Origin of the sequence: Sporosarcina newyorkensis (assembly GCF_900167515.1) — a bacterium.
In the GTDB taxonomy this organism is placed as follows: Bacteria; Bacillota; Bacilli; order Bacillales_A; family Planococcaceae; genus Sporosarcina; species Sporosarcina newyorkensis.
This window is the reverse complement of sequence record NZ_FUYJ01000002.1, coordinates 62,612-81,469: the sequence shown is the minus strand read 5'-3', so window position 1 is coordinate 81,469 and position 18,858 is coordinate 62,612. Positions and strand designations below refer to the sequence as shown.

Here is an 18,858-nt window from a genome sequence, read left to right as displayed (position 1 = left end):
TTTTCCGCTCGGTTGTCAGGACAGGTTATAATTCCGTGTGACGCTTAGAGATCTTAACTAAAACATAAGGACAATTCGTGCATTTTGGCGTGTACTTTCAATAATTGGATTTCCAACTTTACAGTCATATTTATCCCCACCCTATTGTATGTAAAATATTCAAACAGGCAAAGTGTATTAAGAATTAACTATATTCTTTCTCTTTCTCGTGCCTAGTAAGTAACTCATGCGAATTATGCATTTTAGCAATGACGGCTAAATTGAGAGGGTCGTTTGTCTTGGTGTGTATACAGGTTACGGAAAATGGAAAGGTGAGATAAAAATGATTTCTTTAAATTTCACTGCTTCTATTTCATCTAACATTTCCACGATCATATAATGTATCAATACAAATAAGTCCGCTAATGCAAAATGAACTGCCACCCCAATTGTTAAACAATCACTAACAATTAGGAAGCAGTTCAACCGGTTAAAAACTTCCTTCTTTTCCCTTAATCAACTCTCTGATTTGTATCAAGACCAGTTCTTAGTCTTCATAATGCATTCCATCATTAGATTGGAAGCTTACCTTAAAACGGCCTTTGTTTGTTTCGACTCTAAATACATACTTATCGTACGAATATTTTTGATCAGCTTTATAATCATGAGCCGTGTCTCGTACAGTCGATACATAGCTTACGGTAACATTGCGGTGACCATAGTCTTGATAATCCTGTTTTAGAATCGTTTGCGCTTCGTTAACCGTAAGCTGCAGATGCCGTTTCCCTACCATTTCATACGTATAATTCGCCATTTTCCAAGTGCCCGATTCTTTTATGAATTTGTAATCTACAAACCCGCCGCCAGACAAGCCATCTGAAAACTCAACCGTTTTCACATTGACCGCATAACTGTTCGGCTGATTGAAGCTGAATCTTATGCTCGTATCTAAATAGTATGGAAAATAGAAACTATCGCATTCTGTACATGCATGCGGATAATAGTTCTTCAATTTCGTATCCGCAAACTCCTTCGTCACATACTGAAGTAATTGCGGACGAATAGTATTGAATGATTTCTTCTTATATTTTCCTTCTAAAATAATCCCTTCAATAATATGCGGCAGGCGGTATGAAAGGTCCACTGCCTTTCCTTTCGTCATAGCAGTCGTATTCGGACGTGATTTAGTGACATTGATTGCGCGCTGTAAAAATTCCGCGTAATGCGCCCGCGTGACAGGTCGGCTCGGGTAGAACTTTCCGTTATCCCCTTTTGATACACCGCTCGAATACATTGCGCTTGCATGTGGATACCCCCAGTGATTGCTATTAACGTCTTCAAACGGTCGTTGGTAAGGTCCCATATGCAAGTCGAATGCCAAGTCCAACACTTTCGCCATTTGGATGCGAGTAATGGTAGAATTCGGATTAAACTTTCCATTTGATCCACCTACAATTCCCGCTTGCGACAGTTTCATGATCGGCGTGTAATATGGATGACTTTTCGGCACATCCGTATAAATAACCTTACTGGATGACAGTCCCGGCAGCTTCACTGCCTTTTCAAGCAACTGCGCTACATGCTTCCGGCTAATTTTTTCATTCGGACGGAATGTCCCATCAGGGTAACCGCCAATATACCCAGCCTTTTGCATTGCCTGGATCGCCTCATAATTCGGATGGCTTTTGGGCACATCTTTGAACTCCTTCGCTGATGCTTGGTTTGTTCCGACAAAAATGAACGAGGCCAACAGCAACAACGTGGTCCAGCTGAAAATCGATACAATCTTCTTCATATACTCCCTCCTCTTGTCTAGTAAAATATGATTACTAGCTAATCATATTTTACCAACAACGCATTAGGTAGTATACAGTAAAATCATAGAGTTTAATTTTATAAATCACGCTGTAAATTATACAAGTCTGACACTATTTTGAGAAGTTCAGGTAACCATAAACAGAACTTCCCAAATGAGATTGATAAGAAATTCATTTAAACGAGAACTCCTTAATATAGAAAGAACCATCTAACAAATCAACTGTATAATGACTTGTTTGGGAAGATTCACTATACCATTTCTCCGGTTCATAGATTGAGTACTGCTCATTCACGGTAACTTTATACTTATTCGGCGCTAATTTTTCCATTGATGAAATCGAATGATCGATGAGTTCAACATCACGTGAATTTAATGAGTTCATGTACTTCTTTTGTTCAGAATAAAATGAGGACGATGGATGAACAAAGTACCCAAGTTGTTCTATGCCACCGGTTGTATACGCCTCTAATTAATATTAAGTCAATCTACTGATTTAATCGCGTGTACTTTCACTGTATTACTGGCACCCGTTACCGGCACTGTATCCAAGTCTACTTTTAGTAGTTGAACGGGTTGAACTGCTTGCTCTGTTGCTGATTCCCCAGTTGGTTTGCTTGCTGGTTTACGATCTGCTTTAGCTTCCTTATCTGTGTTCTTCGTTCTCTCGAAAAAGATTTCGCTCCACCATTTGTTAAATCGAAAGATTCTCCATCGTTTTCTATAGGCCCTCTCCGTTAGTAGACTCCTTCTCTTTTTTCTTAATTTACAATATTGAACGGTACCACATTTAAATTGATCTTAGAAACCTTGCTGCCGTTGAAAAATAATAGCTGGATAAAAGAAAGTTTCAAACCTTACATCACTTAACAAAAATTATCTAATTCTCTATTAAAAAGACAACCTGAAATAGTATAATTGAATCAGGAGAAAAGAGGTGGTTACTCAGTTGATTTGATTTTAAGTAGCAGAGCATTTAATCAGCAAGATCATTAAAATGCAAGTAGTTTCAAGTTAGATTTTAAATTTATTTTACGAAGGAGAATCCCATGAAAAAAGTCGTTAAAGTATTGGCAGTGTGTTTCCTCGCCATTACATCTCTATTGTTTCTAACAGAAAACAAGGCTAGTGCCAAAACTAACGAGAAAGTGTATAAGACATATTCACCGTCCTCTGAAAAATCAAAGTTTCCGATCAAACTCAGCAACTCTTTAGTGATCGATATCACGTCGAATAAAGAGCCGGTCATTAAAAAAGGTGGCCGTGCAATCTGGCAAGGCGTCGGCGGGTGGAGCAGCAGTGAGATTAGTTTCACGGTTACCAAAACCAATGATACCTATCTCTATTACAAGACGGGCGCAGGGGGAACGGAAACAGTTGAAGTAATCGGTGTAAACCGCAACGGAAAGATATTTATGAACAAAGCATTCGGTGGCGATGGTGCGGGCATGCATGCCAGATTTGTATCCTCAAGCATTATAGAGATTGGCATAGAGGAGTACAGTCCTTATTACGATGGGTCTACTGCCAGCAAACATTCAGGCTCTTTCAAGTCGAAATTTTATCAGTTGTATGTAAAAGGCTCCGCTAAAGAAATCGCCTATTTCGACAGCACCTTTGCTTCATTGGCCAAGAAGGGGCAGCTGAAATGGGTGCCGGGAGCGCTTGGCATGTCATTTTCTAACTTAAAATCTGCCGTACAGGACCCGTATGCCCGCCAGGAAATGGCCGAGCATTATAATTTCTATTATACTGCGCTTGGAAACTACGGCTTCTACTACAATAACGATTACAGCAAAGCAATAAAATCAAACGCCAAAGTGCGGGGAGTTTTCCGAACCTCCGATCTTCATGGAAATAGAAAGTCGTTAAGACCCTATTTCAGAAAACAATTCGGCAAAGAAGTGTTGAGCTACGGCAATCATATGGATGTATACCGAGTGGGCAAGTATTACTTGGGGGTACAGTATTTCGACGAGGACACGGTGCATCTTAACCTGACTACTGAAAATGTGTTCCGTTAAGAAACCTTGCGCGACAAGCAAATTAAAGTGTTATCGTAAGTTGGAGAGAGAATAACAGAAAGGGCCTCTCGACCGAGATTTCTCGATCAGGAGGCCCTTTCTCCGTACATTATTCAGTTATCAGAATAGCATCAGAGTAAGAAAAACTGTAGATTGCGCCCGCGTAACCGACCCTCCCGTCTTAAATAAGCCAGGCTTCCCCTGAAGTCATACTATTCGATTATAATGCCTAGACTTGATACCTACTTTAAGAAGGTAACAGTCACTATATATCACGTTTTGTAGCAAGCCTAGTGGGAAAAGAATAGGAATAAGATAGATTAGGAGGATTTCATGGGAGTTTGCCTAAGTTTTGTGTTTGTCATCGGTTTTGTCATCATTCATTTAAGTTTAAAAGTGATGAAGTTTTTAAAGGTGGAGCCTCGGAGCCGGTTTCTATCAGTTGCAGGCTAAATAGCTGTTGCCTATGTGTTTTTGCACTTGCTACCGGAATTAGGTGAGTACCAAAAGGATTTCGATGGGAAGCTACGCAGCCTCGGCTATTTAGAGAATCACGTCTATATAATAGCCATGCTGGGACTCGCTCTCTTTTATGGTTTGGAACAGCTGGCGAAATCCTCTAAACGGCACAATAAAAAGGATGGAGAACATAAAGCGACAGCTGGTGTTTTTTGGCTTCATATAGGCTCATTTGCTCTTTATAACGCGACCATAGGATACTTGCTTCTACGGGGAGAGTATCAGACAGAATGGGGCATGATATTTTATTTCATAGCGATGGGTGTTCACTTTGTTACGAATGACAATGGTCTGTGTGCCACGCATAAAGAGGACTATGATTGGTATGGACGTTGGTTGCTCGCCGTTTCGATTACAGTTGGATGGCTGGTCGGTGTCTTTACAGAGGTAAATGATATGGTTCTCTCTATTTTATCTGCCTTTTTAGCGGGCCGCATTGTGCTGAACGTCATGAAAGAAGAACTTCCAGAAGAACGAGAGCAGCTTCCCTGCCTTTTTTATAGGTATGATCGGGTATACAGATTTACTGTTGCTTCTATGAAAAGGAAGATCGAATAGAATCTAGCAGCTACAGGGAGGAGAACGATCGGCACTCCCTGGCTTTTCGCGGACGCTGTATGCAGTTGAGCGGACATGCTAACAATATGCGACTTTGTATGAAGATACATCTTTGTGTTGCGCGGTTTTTTCGGTCAGCAGTACCCGAAACAGACAGAACTCTGTTTGAATGTGTGGGGACCTATTTAAAATCTAGCTGCCCCACAATCCCTCCGTGGCCGTTATGAATATAGACCATCTTCTAACGATAATAGAATTCTCCTAGTAACCTATTCAAAGCAAACGGAAATGCCCCCTGACTGTTTTATCCGTTAAAGGGCTTTCTTTTTCCTGTAGAATTTAATCTTGATGACAGTGTATGCATTCAGAGTTGTTCCTGATTTGATTGGTGCATAAGATCCTATGGCTATTTAGACATGCTTTTTCAAGTTACTTCGCCCGATCAATCGCAGCGATTAGACGAGTCTCGATATCTTTTGCAATTCCTAAGATATTCTCGTCTTTAACAATACTCAATAGTGCGGTAGGACGTGGCAATCCGATTTTCGTTGTTCCTTGATGGACATATACAACAATTTTGCAAGGCAACACATAGCCGACCAGAAGGTTTTCGGTCAGTACTCGTTTAGCTTCATGGGGATTACAAACTTCAAGAACAGTAAACGGAGTTTCAAAATCAGCACCCTTTTCTTTGAGTTTTTTGGTCAAATCAAAATTCCAAAGGACACCAAACTTCTCTTCCGACAAGCTATTTTCCAAAGCGCGGATCGCTTCATCTTTTCCTTTTGTCGTTTCAACCGTATAATCGAACATATTTTCCCAGCTCCTTTGCTTATCTTCTTTCATTTGTAGGATTCCCATTATGAAAGAATTAAAACGCTGTGATGATCTATGTGAAAGGGTGGGTTATGTAAAAGTTCAAATTGAACCAATCTGATGCCAGATCGACTTTTATTGAATCTGCTTTTTAAAAACAACTGTTCATTATTCATATTACCAATTGACTCAAATGCATACATTTTCTACATCAACAGAATAGAGGGCTTTATTTGTTGTCTAAAGAAAGGATGTAAAAAGCAGACAGAAGCCCCCAACCAGACGCTCGGTTAAAGGGCTCTTTCTTTTGTTCATCACTCAATTATCAGCATTGTGTGGTGCAGTACCTAATCCGCCAACAATTTTTCTTCATTTGACCCGAGCTTGATCGTGGATTCAGTCGGTATCCATAAGCCTGTATTCTCGTTTCTTCCTTGAAGAATAAATTTTGGGTTATTTTTTCCCATACGTTCTACAGCTATTTTCGAAAGTTTGCCAATATCGCCTGCTTTGACACGGTTAATGATTAAACCGAGTTTCACATCCTTAGCTGTCAGCATTTCATAATCTGTGTGGGTATCCCCCGCTGCAAATATTGGGCCGTAACCACCCCGCTCTTTGGAGATGAATTGTTCAATTATTTTTACCTTGCCTTCTCGAGCAGTAATCGGCCAATTGTCTTCATATTTTGCTTGAATAATCCCATCCTTCTTTTTTAATCTCATCCCAAACACATTTTCTTTCGGAAGATTGTATCCATACTTTGGATTGGTTGCAAATACCTCGACCACATCTTCCATCGAAGCTGAAATAACATAAACGTCAATCCCATTTTCAATAAATGTATGCATAAGATTTGATATTTCGGAACTCAGACGCAGTCCTGTCGAATAGGTGATCTCAACAATACCCGTTTTTCCTGACATGGACTCAGGACTTCTAAGTGTCACCGATCCCATTCCTGCTCCTAGACTATAATCATTTGAAGCCTCTGCAAGCTGCTGAATCTCTTCTGTCGACATGTTGACAAATAAATAAAGTACCCATGGATATCCGATTTCAATTCCGTATGTTTCCCCAATGGCTTCATAAAGAAAATACATTTTTGCTTTGAAATCTTTAAACTGATCAGTTGAACGAAGTATTTCTAGCGACTCTTTCCCATTCATCCCTTCATAGTTGGAATAAAGATATTCATAATTGCGATTTAGATCCTCTGTGATCTCCTCGAGAGTGATCGCATCTCCTTGAAGGTTTTGAAGTTCGTCTGAAAAGGGCCCGTCCGGCACATTCATTTTAATCATTTCATAAAACTCTTCCGGTTTTAGTTTGAATGCCAAGTGATCGATTTGATAAAGAAAAAGGGCCTCCTGTGTATCGCTCATAATACTAGTATGGTCCCAATCAAAAACAGCATAAGGTTTTCGTTTAGGATTGTAACTTGGACTTCCGACACCGTGCTTATCAATCAGGTTTTGGACAGCTCTATACGTGTCAGGCGCCCATTTCCCCTTATCCAACACTTGAATACTCTGGTCATCACGTACTTGTGAAGTCGAGGCTGATTTTCCAATGTCAGCTGCACTTACAGGAATAGAAAAAAACAAGCAAATAACCATCACACTTAACAAAGCTTTGAATGTGATTTTGTTCTTCATATTGCCATTCCTCCTCTAAAAAGACAAAAGAAGCCTATTCAATAGCTGACTACTCGCTATTGAAACAGGCTCCTTTGCCAATTTATTATTTTATGTATATTAAGTTAGCACGAGTTGATTGAATAGTCAAACATTTAATTGAGAGAAAAATGAAACAGCCAATCATCCCAAAAGATAGTTGACTGTTCTTTACACCTCATTACGCCTAAGTGTTAGAGTATTTGATTTACCCTTCTTCACTGTATGATAGCCTATTTAAAATCCAGTTGCTCTTCAATCCGACCACGGTCGTTATGAATATAAACCATCGTTCCATCTACTTCCGCCAGTTGTTTCGCTTCATCGATTGCCTCGTCTTGAGAATCCGTCGTGCAGATCGGCTCATCTTCCCCTTCGCGTTTCACTGCCCATTCATTGTCATGCGGCACGACATGATAGCGCGCATCTTTCGTTCCCGCTCGGTCTTCAAAGTACTCATTTTGCTCTCTGCTCATTCCAATGCCTCCTCAGTTTTTCATTCTATTTATTTACTACCCGGTTGTGGGAGGATAAAACGGATAGTTGCTTTGACGGGCTTTCGTACTAATCAAACGCAAGTAAAGCCGAGTAATCAATGCAAATAAATACCAATAAGCTCTCCGTCTTCATATTCCACCTTCACATGATACCCGCCTATTTCATAATCGAAATATCCCCCATATCATAATTCGTGCCGGCTATTGCTTCTTTGCAAACAGAGTGCCCTCTAACCAATTACTCGGTTAGAGGGCACTCTTCTTTATTATTGCGTCTCGCGCAAGTACGCAATATCACTTCAAATGCTTATCTAAAAACTCAATCATCGCATGATAAAATTCAATACGGTTTTCTTCATTCTGGAATCCATGTCCTTCATTGTCTTTTAACATGTATTCGACATCGATGCCTCTCTTCTTCAAAGCCTCCACGATTTGATCGGATTCTGCCTTGTTAACCCGAGGGTCGTTTGCACCTTGGGCAACAAACAATGGCGTTTTGATTTTATCGGCGTGGAATACAGGAGAGACGGCTTCCAATAATTTTTTATCCTCTTCAGGGTGGCCGACTCGGTTGTAAAGATTATTTCTCATCGTTTCCCAATATGGCGGAATCGTATCGAGCAGTGTAAATAAATTGGAGACTCCGACATAGTCTACGGCCGCTGCGTATAAATCAGGAGTGAACGTAATGCCCGCCAGTGTAGCATAGCCTCCGAACGATGCTCCGTAAATACCAACTCGGTCAGGATCCGCAATGCCTTGATCTATAGCCCATTGAACACCGTCTGTTATGTCATCCTGAATTTTTAATCCCCATTGTTTATTGCCCGCATCCATGAATTCCTTTCCGTATCCCGTGGAAGATCGGAAGTTTACTTGGAGAACTGCATATCCGCGATTGGCAAGCAGTTGTACTTCCGGATTATAGCCCCACATATCACGTGCCCAAGGTCCGCCATGCGGATTAACGATTAATGGCAATTGCTCCGCTTTCTTATTCTTCGGCAACGTTAAATAACCATGAATCGTGAGACCGTCCCGGCTCTTATACGAAATCGGATGCATATCCGCTAGCGAATCCCGATCGATCCATGGTGCCAGCTCCGTCAATTTTGTCAGTTCTTTCGTTTCTGCGTCGTAGTAATAATAGGTTCCATATTCTTTATCACCCGACACAGCTACAATAAACTTGCTCATTTCTTTATTGTAATCTTCGATCGATAACTGACTTTCGTCGACGTTCAGTTTCTCTTTTAAATCATTGAAGGTATTTTCCAATTCCTTATCAAAGAACTCGTAGTGAATTTTATCTGTCATATAGACGCTTGCCAAAATGGCATCTTTCACTGGATCATACACCGCTCCCAAAATATCGACCTGCGGGTTGGAATGGATGACTTTTTCGTTTGCCTTCAAGTCAAGAACGACCAATTCCGTTTTATCACGATCCTTATTGGACAATGCATAAATCGATTGGTTATCTTTCGAAAAAGCAATCGGTGAAATCATATCCCCTTTTTCCGTCTGGACAAGTGGTTTAAATTCATCCTTCTCCGTTTCACGATACAGAACCGTACTATCAACCCCGTCTGATTCGAGCGCGATTCGGATCTTGCCGTCATGGTCTGCAAGCCAACCGGCGATGTTGCCCGGATTTTTCGCTACATGTTCCAGATCACCAGTTTTAATATTTAGCCGGTACACATCAAAGACCGTCGGATTTTCTTTATTCATACCGATAAGGATTTCATCTTTGACACCTGTCAAATTACTGATCATTTCTACACGGACACCGGGATATGGAGTTAAGTCACGTTCTTTCTGTCCGTTAAAGTCGGATGAATAAATATGATAATTTTCATCGCCGCCATTATCTTTTACATATAAAATATTGTCATCTTTCCAAAACGATGCAGCAACGTCCCGATCTTTTGAGCTTGTTACGCGAATAGGCTCGTCCTCACCGTGCATCTTTTTAACAAAGACATTCATTCGGCCTTCCCATTCGGAACTGTAAGAAATATACTCTCCATCCGGTGACATTTCATAACCGAAATCTCCAGGGTTTTTCATGAAATCTTCGACCGAAATTTCACTTACCCCTTTGTCATCGATACCTTTGTACTGTTTTGCATTCTTGAGGATAACTTCCATTTCTTCTGCTGTGACGGTTTCATTTATTTGGCTGTAGACTTTAATAAGTCTATGAATCTTTGCGGATTCCAAGTAATCGGAGGCCGTCTTTTCCTTTTCCTCGATGCCTAAAGCCCGAATTAGTATTTTAGAAATTTCACCTTTGGTAATTTCTTTTTCAGACCCGGCCCTGATAGTATTTCCAGTCCAACGCTTGGCAATTTCCTCTCTCATCTCCTTCGATCCGTGCTGATATGTCAGTTCATCCAAAGCTGATTGGATAAACTCAGCGGTGGTTACGGACACCTCCGCTTTTACATTTTCGGCAATACGTACAGTTTCCGGATCAATGGTACGAACCGAATCGTTGGCTTGAGCTCCTAATGGATAGGACATGAGAAGCGCTGAAGCCATTACTCCAAGTAAAGCTTGCTTTTTCACTGGTAAATTCCCCCTTTACTGTATTAAATAAATAGTACACTTGTATTCCTCGGAAAGTCAATTGAATAAATGAACTATTACATCTATTACGAATTGAATGACCTTTGGTTTCACTGGATTTTGGTTAAGTTTTTTAAAAGGAGGATAGAGACCGGGACATACCTGATAATCAGCATTTGATGGTTGCTAATTTTGTTTCTCTCTCAGTATGCAGATTTATGTGGCAGATCATGTACTTGATCTTTAGTCTCTCATATTATCCAGACACTATTCAGCATACATCTGCATCGTCGGTTCCATCGGAGGTGGTAAAGGGCAGGCAATTTCAAAAAACTGAATTTATCTGGATGAGCGGATAAAAAAATTATTGGATGAGAGAAAGTTGAATTAATACGGAAAACAGCCAACCATCCTGAAGCACGATTGGCTGTTTCTTTATAATCTCTTTCACAGTCTACTAATAGATCACCAAACAAATTCATAACATGATAGTACCGTTATCAGAATAGAGCCTGAGTTGTGTGGTGCACTAGGATCGTTTGTGAAATTGCGGCTGATCCTCGTAAGGAGCTAGTACACGTCTTTTAGCATTCACCCTCCTCCATGCAAATAAATACTGATAACCTCTTCGCCTTCATATTCCACCTTCACATGATACCCGTCTATTTCATAATCCAAAATATCCCCAGTATCATAATTCGTGCCAGCTATTGCTTCTTTATCCTCATCGCTAATTGGATAATCTGCAGAATCACTGACAGGCTCTCCTAATAACTGCTTCAGTCTAGAAGTTGTATCCTTATAGTAGGAACCTCTCAACTCAATACCGTAGACGTTACCGTTATAGTCGTCATAGAAAACATTTTGCCCGTCCGGGTAGGAAAAATACGATCCGCCTTCTGCCTCGTATTCACCAAGATGCAAAGGATATTTAGCCTTGTAAGCCGTCATTGACAGCCCTACTTTCAACTGCTCGTCCAGAATATATCCGTTTTTCAACCGATCTTCCAAATCATCAGGAAATATGCGGTATGGGAATGGGTCGACATAACTGTCAATTTCATGCCATTTGTCAATTAGACCTTTAAACGTATCAAACATTTCGTCTGCAAATCCCTCGCCATACCAATCACTATCTTCCTTCCATTCATCCTCAATGAACAGCTCCCTTTCATTGATCAAGGAAAGCTTTTTCTCATCAGGATGCCACTCGTACGTCTGAAACTGCCAGCCGAGCGGTTCGCCGTTGAAATACAGATATGTCTGGAGATACAGGTCTTCCACTACTTTCACTTTCTCTGTACTGGCGTAAAGCACACGCTCACCATCTACCGAGACAGCGTGCAGAAGCCCTTGATCGAGCACAAATAAGGTCAGCTCTCTGCCATTTGATTCAACGATTTCAGCAATCTGGAGAATAGACTGGCTACCGACTTTTCGCACAGTGAAAGGCTCATTTGATAAATTCAGCGAATAGGAAGCCGAATCCGTGTCTTGCAAATACGCTTCTTCACCTGCTGCATCCGCTAGGTAAAACAGCAGCTCTCCTTCATAGCGCCGATCTCCAGGTTTTCCGAAAGCGGACCCTTCACCAGCCGCCATTACTTGTATATTTTCTTTATCCGCAGGCAAAACGAACAGTCGCACTTCTTTTCCGTCATAAAAAACATTGTCCGTGAAGAAAGCTTGATTTTCCAGCTCCGAAACATTTAGCGAAGTCTCTGTCTGTTTTACATGGACCGGCTGGTGAACTTCCTGTTTTGTCTCTTCTTTCTGTATATCTTCTTTCGCCGAAACCGCTACGGTTTCCAACTTTCCCTGCTCTTCTCCAGTCTTTCCCGGATTTGCACAACCGCCAACACTGAGAAGCATTGCGAATGAAATACCATACAGCATATTCAACTGGATACCTTTTTTCCTATTCATTAAAATTCTCCCCTACCCCTTATTTGCTCGATGAAAATCAAAGGGCTTCTCTATCCACAACTAGTCTAGCGAGTAGTAAGAATAGTATGTTGTACAGTCCTATTTTTTGTTTACCAGTATAGCGTATTTTCGTATGTACTTGTTCTTTAGTTCCTATTCTTAAATTTCAAACACCAAAAAACTCTTCCAACTTATCAATCGTAAACTGACTTGTAAGTTTGTATGCTGAGTTTTGATTCGCCCTCAATCCTTTAGTCCAATACGCTTGCTCTATAGGATTTTTTTTGAGCCACTCAACCTTTACAACGTATTCACATTTTTCCAAGTCATCTAGGTCATGTTTGAAATTATTATCGGTAAGTTTGCAATCTATCAGTCTTTTATTGTCATTCTGTGATTCGATGAATGCATCCTTAAGAGGGACCGCCTTGTGCGTAACGATTCCGACCCCAACATATCCCTTTCCAGGTATCATACAAAATACACGTGCCCCTACAAACAGATTATGTAGCGTCTGACTGAACCACTTTCCATTACCTGCGGATATATATCCGTATTTTCTTGCATCATTCCAGCTACGGTGAATTCCATCTTCGAAATTAACGACAAAGTCACGCTTGTTCCATGTTTCCTTTTTCTTATCGTTTTGTGTTGATATCATCTTTTCCTCTGTAATGGATGGATCAATCAGCCATGTTCTAGTAAGATACTCATTGTCATTCTCTTTAAAAAATCTAAAGTACACCGCATTAATCGGTACGTCATAATTAGACGACAAATATTGAATGATTCTCTCTGTCGCCGGATCAAGCTCGGCACAAATAATAATCATTTGATGGGAGTTATTAAGTTCTTCTGGGAGTGGATAGCCAAATTTTGTTTCAAATGCTTCCTCCAATGAATTCCCGTTCTTTTCCTCGTACAGGTCGATTACCGCATCATATGATAAAGACTGTGCCCAGCTAGCATAATCAATAGCTTGCGCCACTACTTCACGAGGTGTTTGATGTTTCTTCAATTCATATATGGCAAGTTCTCCATCTGCTGTAACGCCTAAAATATCGATATATTTACCATGACTAGTAGCAATCTGCCTTCCAAGGATCAGAACATTTTCATCAATAATTGAAAAATCTCTTTGCAAAATTGTTTCCAGTTTTGTCTCGGATTCTATACGTGAAAAGTTAAGCCGGTTAATATTCGCACCAGTCACATTCCAAATCCCCACTTCTATCGGCATTTCAATCATCTCCATTTAATTTTGTTTTCCATTTTATATTCTTCACAGTAAAGAATTATGTAAGACTATTCCTATTAAAAGCCCTCTAAATGCTCGTTCGATTAGAGGGCTCCCGCACCACTAGATTATATGGATACCTATTTTCTACTCCTCCACCACTCCATAATTCCGATTCCGGCTATCTTTGCTTATCAGGTATGTAGCCGTACGATTCGATTCATAAATGAGTAATTGATTCGTCCGTCCCTCAATTTCCTTCTTATGTTTACATGCTTTTTCGTAACGGCTATTAAATGAACTATAACTGAGATCTACTAGAATTCTTGCCCCGTTAATGAATCTGACGCTTGTTCGTTTCTTGCTGATCCCAATGTAATCTTGGATGTGATAGAGCGCAAACCAGATGCAGTCAGGTTTGTAAGGGGATTTACTCGGAAAGAAAAATAAATTCAACAGTTCATTGATGACAACAGGCGACATCATAACATTGCCTAAGATTAAGCGCGAGCTCTCATTGGCGCCTCGCAAGCTTGATCCATAATAGCGAAGATTATGGTCAATTAATGTAGTTGGCTTTTGATCTACCTTATATAATTCACTATTTTCCATCACTACAGATTGCAACTTTCCTTCGTCCGTATAGTCTGGATAGATTACGCTAGTCCCTTTGTTCACTACATAGTCCGTTGTTATTTTCATTTTAGTTTCCCCCTTTTTTCTTAAAGGCTTTAGAATTCAACAAAAAAGGAGTATACTCTTACTAGATTGGTATACTCCAATCGGATATCCTCGAGTAGGTCTGGCCAGACTATCAATACTCGAGGATTCTTCTTTTCCATTCCCTCACCCATCAATCACCTCCTTCAAGGCGCAGCCCATTCACCAATGCGTCATTTTTCTTCCTACCCTTATATAACTAACGATTATCTTTATGTACACGTTGATCTAGCATGGAAATTTGAACATATCTTTACCAAATTTCTTATAACTCCTACTCGTCTTTATTTCATTTCACAATTATCCATAACCTTGTTCCCCTGTCATTTTACCTATCATATCCCAAAAATTCCAAATAGTCTACATATTTCACCGAGTATTTTCACCCTAAGAAAACTTCATTTTTTTCCGCTCACTTTCGTACCAATGCACAACTTTTTATGAATGAAAAAAGAGAGAAAACTAAGGAATTTTCTTTACACAACACCTCCTCACGACAGTCATTGGAGGGCAGATAACTATTTAAACTAACTTACATTTTTTTCACAAGATGTCACCTTTGTATGGGGGTTGCAAAATCAATTTCAGCTCAACATCTACTTCATATTGGTTACAAGCCCTGTTATCTAAAAAAATGAGCGAATTGTATCCTTTTCGCCCCTCCCTTCTATGTAAAAAGAAAGTTTTTTTCCAATGACACATTATCTAGCACCGTAAGCCAAATTCCAGAACGAAATCAAAATGGCCGCAGCCCTACGCCGGCATGTTAATCTTCAATAGAATGAGATGAACAAGACCGGCCGTGCATTCTTGAAATGATTTGTTGTTATTCAGTGAAGTGAATTGAGTGTTGTACTACCAGTAAGTAGAATGCAAATAAGAATGCCCAAGCATTGCGGGCATTCTTATTTGCGTCACATTTTGTATAGTTTTTCTATCTAATCGAATTCCTTCTCTGCATACGAATTAGAATAAGATTGCAATATGTTAATAGAAGAGGAACTGATTTCACTTCCCATCAACTGCCACACCCATATACACACCTTGCTTCATAAGCTTCCCCTGTAGATTCTTCCATTTTGGATGAATAACTAATATATAAGATGCACCTGCTTTCAGCTGTTTTTCAGGTTTTACAGTGATTGTCCGTCCATTTTTCTTTTCAACCGTAACTGCTTGTTCCCCTCCACCCAATTCGATCAACTGGATTGCTTCTTTGAACTCTGAGTCGTTCCACTTCATTGGCATGGTCATCTCTACATCAAATGTTTTGGTAACTGGAACAGCATCCAATGCGGGCAATCGTTTGTAGTTGCTCCATTGGCTAATTAATTGATGCTCGTGAGCCACTTGGATTTCCATGCCTTTTTTCGTTAGGCTATTCGGCTTCACCCCTACTTGATCGACTTTCTTTCCACCAGGTGTCAAGAAACGCGCAATGGTCATCTTCAAGACACTGTCATCGGAAAGTTGGTACATTGTCTGCATTGATCCTTTTCCATATGTTGTTTGACCATAGAGCGTTGCCGCTTTCCGCTCCTTCACAGAAGCCGCCACCATTTCTGAAGCGCTGGCACTGTAACTGTTAACAAGCAACGCAACCGGGCCATGAAACTGGATAGGTTGCTCAATGACTGGAAAGGTCTCGGTTTTATCTCGATACTTTATCTGGTATGCCTGTTTCATCTTTGGGAACAAGCCCATCACTTGCTGTGCTGCCCCAACATGTCCGCCGCCATTATCGCGCAAGTCTAAGATCCAACTCTCAGCTTCTGGCATTTGCCGGATTGCTTTTTGGATACTCTTTGCTGCATCTTCCGAAAAGCTATGAAGACGAATATATCCTACGTTACCCCCCAACATCATCTGTTCCACATTCACAAGTTGAATTTCTTGTCGTCTCAATGTTTTTCTAAAGGATTTTACAGAAGGACGTTCGATTGTCAAAGTCACTAGTGTGTTAGCTGATCCGCTAATGAATGGGATGGCCGCCTGCACAGATTTACCCGCCAACTCCTCACCATCCGCATGTGTAATAATATCACCGGCTAAAATACCGGCCTGATCGGCAGGTGCGCCAGGTACAACAGAAACAATCTGGACACCCCGCTCATGTTCTTCCAGTACAACTCCAACCCCGACAATCCGTTGCTCAATGCCATTCATAAACTGCTCAAATTCATTTTTTGACATAAAGTTCGTATACGGGTCTAGCTCTTCCAGTAGTTCTGAAATTGTAGACTTATTCAGCACAGAATCAGGCACTATATCAACATATTCACTTTCGATCAGCTGGCGAACTTCATTCACCGGCTCGGAACCCGCAAGTACACTTGACGGAATGAAGAACAATGCTAGAGAGAACAGAAGAAACGATTGCAGTTTTAGCTTCATTTGAGTTAGCTCCTTTTGAGTAGCTTAGTAGTATATAAGACTATGTTAAACGTTGTAATTATATCATATAGACAGTGAGAAAGATGGGCAGCATTTATCCAAAGTCGAATCGCTCCACCGCTTCCCGCATCTCTTTATGAGGTACATGCAAATAAACAGACGTTGTTTTTAAACTAGCATGTCCCAATAGCTTTTGAATTACTGCAATATGTGTCTCCTGCTTAACTAAAAAGCTGGCAAAAGAATGACGCAAAATATGACTCGTTACATGTTTATCAATCCCCGCCTTTTGCGAAGCAACCTGCAATATTTTATTAACATATTGGATACTGACCGCCCCTGTCCTTTTCAAAGAAAAAAATAAAAGAGAGTCTGTGTCAGGACGAACTTTTGTCAAATAAGATGTAAGCTGTTCAACTAATTGAGGACACATCGGCATTTCTCTATGCTTTTCGAATGAAAATAATTCATTCATTTAAATACACATCTACAAGTTTTAAATTCCGGCATTCACTCACTCGCATTCCTGTATGAATCATCGTAAAAATAAAGGGATAAAGTATTTCATGATCAATTGCTGCTAGTAACGAATTCAGTTCTTGCCGAGTGAGGTAATTCCTCTCTTTCTCTATAGTCTTCAAACGATCCACTTCTTCCAGTGGATTTTTCATAATAAATCCTTTTCTCTTTAAACAATAGAATAGTCGATCTAATGTATTCAATTTCCGATTGATAGTAGTGGGTTGACATCCTCTTTCAAATATTAAGTAGCGCATGAATTCCTCAATTAATTCTCCTGTAATCTCGCCAATTGAAACCTCCCGCGGCAACAACCATTTCAGAAATTGGCAGCTATCGATCTTATATCCCCGTAAAGTCTCCTGGCTTAATCCGCGCAGCATCGCCCAATTATCAAATATCCCGAGTCCTTCTTGTATTGTTAAAATTTAGGCACAAAAAAGAACCTGCAGAGATTGCTCTCCGCAGGATCATATTTCTTCAGATCCTAGATCGCCACGTATTCAAAGAAGTGTCTAAATTGTGTGGCGCACAGGTACCTTGAACTAACAGCAACTCTTTTAGCGCACAAGCCACAGTCCGTAGATAGAATCCTTATAACGGTCTTTCGTATATCCGTAAGTAGCATAGACAGCAAATTCATGCGAAGGATCGATATAAACGTCTCCGGTCTTGATTGCATAATTGATAGCGTCTATCCACTCCTCGAAAGTGATCGGGGAACCAATTCCATTAATATGTTTCTCAACATAGCTGCGGTCACTTGCGGTGTCTAAACCCAAAGTGCCCCGACCGAAGTTTTGCTGGGTTTTATACTTATGTTCAAAAACGGTTTCCCTAATCCGTTTCATATGCTCATCCACTTTTGCATCTGTCCATCCATTAGGAATTTTTATACCTATTTGCCTTGGAAAGAACCCATCTCTATGCATATGAATCGGTTTTGCTACAAAATTCTTGTCCATATAAATAATATTGTTTATCAGTAAAGTATAGTCAAGACGGGTCACTTGTTGATTAGGCTGGAATCTGCCATCGGGTCTTTCAAAGATCCCGTTGGAATAAAGCGCACGTGCATAAGGCTTAGCCCAGTGATCTGTTTGCATATCGATGAAGTCATATGTTGCCTTCACTTTCAAAGAATAAGCATTGACCAGAATCTTGGACATCTGTGCATGTGTGATAGGGGCTTCTGGATAAAAATACCCGTTATCCCCATCGATAATGCCTGCCCGGTAGAGTTTTTGGACAGCATTATAGTATGGGTGTGTTTTCGGAACATCTTTAAAGACAGCCGCTTTTCTGGTGGGTTTTAAATCAATGGTCCTGTCTATCAAGATGGCGATATGCTTCCTGGAGATGAGTTCACTGGGTCTAAATGTACCGTCCGGATAACCGTTAATGACTCCTCTGTCTCTCATATCTTTAATAATAGGAAAAAACAAATTGTCGCTATTTATGTCTTTGAAATCTGATGCTTCTGCCTGGACAGCGATCACCGGGATAAGGGGGAGTGCAGCAAGTGTGGATAATAGGATTTTTTTATTCATGTTAGACTCCTTTTGCTAAAAAGCTGTTGATTAATTCGCAGTTTTTATTC

At 40.4% G+C, this 18,858-nt stretch carries 15 protein-coding genes; 2 read left to right on the top strand and 13 right to left on the bottom strand.

Going from position 1 to position 18,858, the window contains the following annotated elements; translation table 11 throughout:
* Window positions 1-526: 526 nt before the first annotated feature.
* Window positions 527-1,774: an S-layer homology domain-containing protein gene (locus B5D59_RS04745; protein ID WP_078817075.1), complete on the bottom strand. Its 1,248-nt coding sequence runs from the start codon at window positions 1,772-1,774 to the stop codon at window positions 527-529.
* 193 nt (window positions 1,775-1,967) lie between these two features.
* Entirely contained in the window at window positions 1,968-2,243 is a 276-nt protein-coding gene (locus B5D59_RS04740; RefSeq protein WP_483881266.1) for a TcaA NTF2-like domain-containing protein, read from the bottom strand.
* Between the two features lie 601 nt (window positions 2,244-2,844).
* On the opposite strand from B5D59_RS04740, the gene B5D59_RS04735 reads away from it, so the two are divergent.
* Complete coding sequence (locus B5D59_RS04735) at window positions 2,845-3,819, top strand: hypothetical protein (RefSeq protein WP_078817073.1); 975 nt, start codon at window positions 2,845-2,847, stop codon at window positions 3,817-3,819.
* A 480-nt stretch (window positions 3,820-4,299) separates the two neighbouring features.
* On the top strand, window positions 4,300-4,896 hold the full coding sequence (locus B5D59_RS04730) for a hypothetical protein (RefSeq protein WP_342746511.1): 597 nt from the start codon (window positions 4,300-4,302) through the stop codon (window positions 4,894-4,896).
* A gap of 429 nt (window positions 4,897-5,325) precedes the next feature.
* Here B5D59_RS04730 and B5D59_RS04725 read toward each other — a convergent pair whose 3' ends face one another.
* From B5D59_RS04725 to B5D59_RS04675, 11 genes are all read right to left on the bottom strand, one after another.
* Entirely contained in the window at window positions 5,326-5,709 is a 384-nt protein-coding gene (locus tag B5D59_RS04725) for a DUF302 domain-containing protein (RefSeq protein WP_078817072.1), read from the bottom strand.
* A gap of 350 nt (window positions 5,710-6,059) precedes the next feature.
* Window positions 6,060-7,370: an HAD family hydrolase gene (locus tag B5D59_RS04720; protein ID WP_078817071.1), complete on the bottom strand. Its 1,311-nt coding sequence runs from the start codon at window positions 7,368-7,370 to the stop codon at window positions 6,060-6,062.
* Window positions 7,371-7,621: 251 nt separating this feature from the next.
* Complete coding sequence (locus tag B5D59_RS04715) at window positions 7,622-7,864, bottom strand: DUF2188 domain-containing protein (RefSeq protein WP_078817070.1); 243 nt, start codon at window positions 7,862-7,864, stop codon at window positions 7,622-7,624.
* A 315-nt stretch (window positions 7,865-8,179) separates the two neighbouring features.
* Window positions 8,180-10,462 carry a S9 family peptidase gene (locus tag B5D59_RS04710; protein ID WP_078817069.1) on the bottom strand — a complete coding sequence of 761 codons (2,283 nt, stop codon included), beginning with the start codon at window positions 10,460-10,462 and terminating at the stop codon, window positions 8,180-8,182.
* A 591-nt stretch (window positions 10,463-11,053) separates the two neighbouring features.
* A complete protein-coding gene (locus B5D59_RS04705; protein ID WP_078817068.1) occupies window positions 11,054-12,388 on the bottom strand; it encodes a hypothetical protein in 1,335 nt (444 codons plus the stop codon).
* Between the two features lie 166 nt (window positions 12,389-12,554).
* Window positions 12,555-13,643 carry a PDDEXK family nuclease gene (locus tag B5D59_RS04700; RefSeq protein WP_245799453.1) on the bottom strand — a complete coding sequence of 363 codons (1,089 nt, stop codon included), beginning with the start codon at window positions 13,641-13,643 and terminating at the stop codon, window positions 12,555-12,557.
* A gap of 129 nt (window positions 13,644-13,772) precedes the next feature.
* Window positions 13,773-14,327, bottom strand: a complete 555-nt coding sequence (locus B5D59_RS04695; protein ID WP_078817066.1) for a competence protein ComK — start codon at window positions 14,325-14,327, stop codon at window positions 13,773-13,775.
* Window positions 14,328-15,353: 1,026 nt separating this feature from the next.
* Window positions 15,354-16,739 carry a S41 family peptidase gene (locus B5D59_RS04690; protein WP_078817065.1) on the bottom strand — a complete coding sequence of 462 codons (1,386 nt, stop codon included), beginning with the start codon at window positions 16,737-16,739 and terminating at the stop codon, window positions 15,354-15,356.
* 94 nt (window positions 16,740-16,833) lie between these two features.
* Window positions 16,834-17,214 (bottom strand): tyrosine-type recombinase/integrase, encoded by a 381-nt coding sequence (locus B5D59_RS04685; RefSeq protein ID WP_078817064.1) that lies wholly within the window; start codon window positions 17,212-17,214, stop codon window positions 16,834-16,836.
* On the bottom strand, window positions 17,207-17,641 hold the full coding sequence (locus tag B5D59_RS18515; protein ID WP_078817063.1) for a phage integrase N-terminal SAM-like domain-containing protein: 435 nt from the start codon (window positions 17,639-17,641) through the stop codon (window positions 17,207-17,209). Before B5D59_RS18515 ends, B5D59_RS04685 begins: the two co-directional genes overlap by 8 nt.
* Before the next feature lie 177 nt (window positions 17,642-17,818).
* Window positions 17,819-18,808 (bottom strand): S-layer homology domain-containing protein, encoded by a 990-nt coding sequence (locus B5D59_RS04675; protein ID WP_078817062.1) that lies wholly within the window; start codon window positions 18,806-18,808, stop codon window positions 17,819-17,821.
* Between the last annotated feature and the right edge of the window lie 50 nt (window positions 18,809-18,858).

Excerpts from the sequence above, each read along its gene's own strand:
- B5D59_RS04725 (WP_078817072.1), bottom strand. The coding sequence starts at position 5,709 with ATGTTCGATTATACGGTTGAAACGACAAAAGGAAAAGATGAAGCGATC.
- B5D59_RS04745 (WP_078817075.1), bottom strand. The coding sequence starts at position 1,774 with ATGAAGAAGATTGTATCGATTTTCAGCTGGACCACGTTGTTGCTGTTG.
- B5D59_RS04675 (WP_078817062.1), bottom strand. The coding sequence starts at position 18,808 with ATGAATAAAAAAATCCTATTATCCACACTTGCTGCACTCCCCCTTATC.
- B5D59_RS04695 (WP_078817066.1), bottom strand. The coding sequence starts at position 14,327 with ATGAAAATAACAACGGACTATGTAGTGAACAAAGGGACTAGCGTAATC.
- B5D59_RS04720 (WP_078817071.1), bottom strand. The coding sequence starts at position 7,370 with ATGAAGAACAAAATCACATTCAAAGCTTTGTTAAGTGTGATGGTTATT.
- B5D59_RS04715 (WP_078817070.1), bottom strand. The coding sequence starts at position 7,864 with ATGAGCAGAGAGCAAAATGAGTACTTTGAAGACCGAGCGGGAACGAAA.
- B5D59_RS04700 (WP_245799453.1), bottom strand. The coding sequence starts at position 13,643 with ATGGAGATGATTGAAATGCCGATAGAAGTGGGGATTTGGAATGTGACT.
- B5D59_RS18515 (WP_078817063.1), bottom strand. The coding sequence starts at position 17,641 with ATGCTGCGCGGATTAAGCCAGGAGACTTTACGGGGATATAAGATCGAT.
- B5D59_RS04735 (WP_078817073.1), top strand. The coding sequence starts at position 2,845 with ATGAAAAAAGTCGTTAAAGTATTGGCAGTGTGTTTCCTCGCCATTACA.
- B5D59_RS04685 (WP_078817064.1), bottom strand. The coding sequence starts at position 17,214 with ATGAATGAATTATTTTCATTCGAAAAGCATAGAGAAATGCCGATGTGT.
- B5D59_RS04690 (WP_078817065.1), bottom strand. The coding sequence starts at position 16,739 with ATGAAGCTAAAACTGCAATCGTTTCTTCTGTTCTCTCTAGCATTGTTC.
- B5D59_RS04705 (WP_078817068.1), bottom strand. The coding sequence starts at position 12,388 with ATGAATAGGAAAAAAGGTATCCAGTTGAATATGCTGTATGGTATTTCA.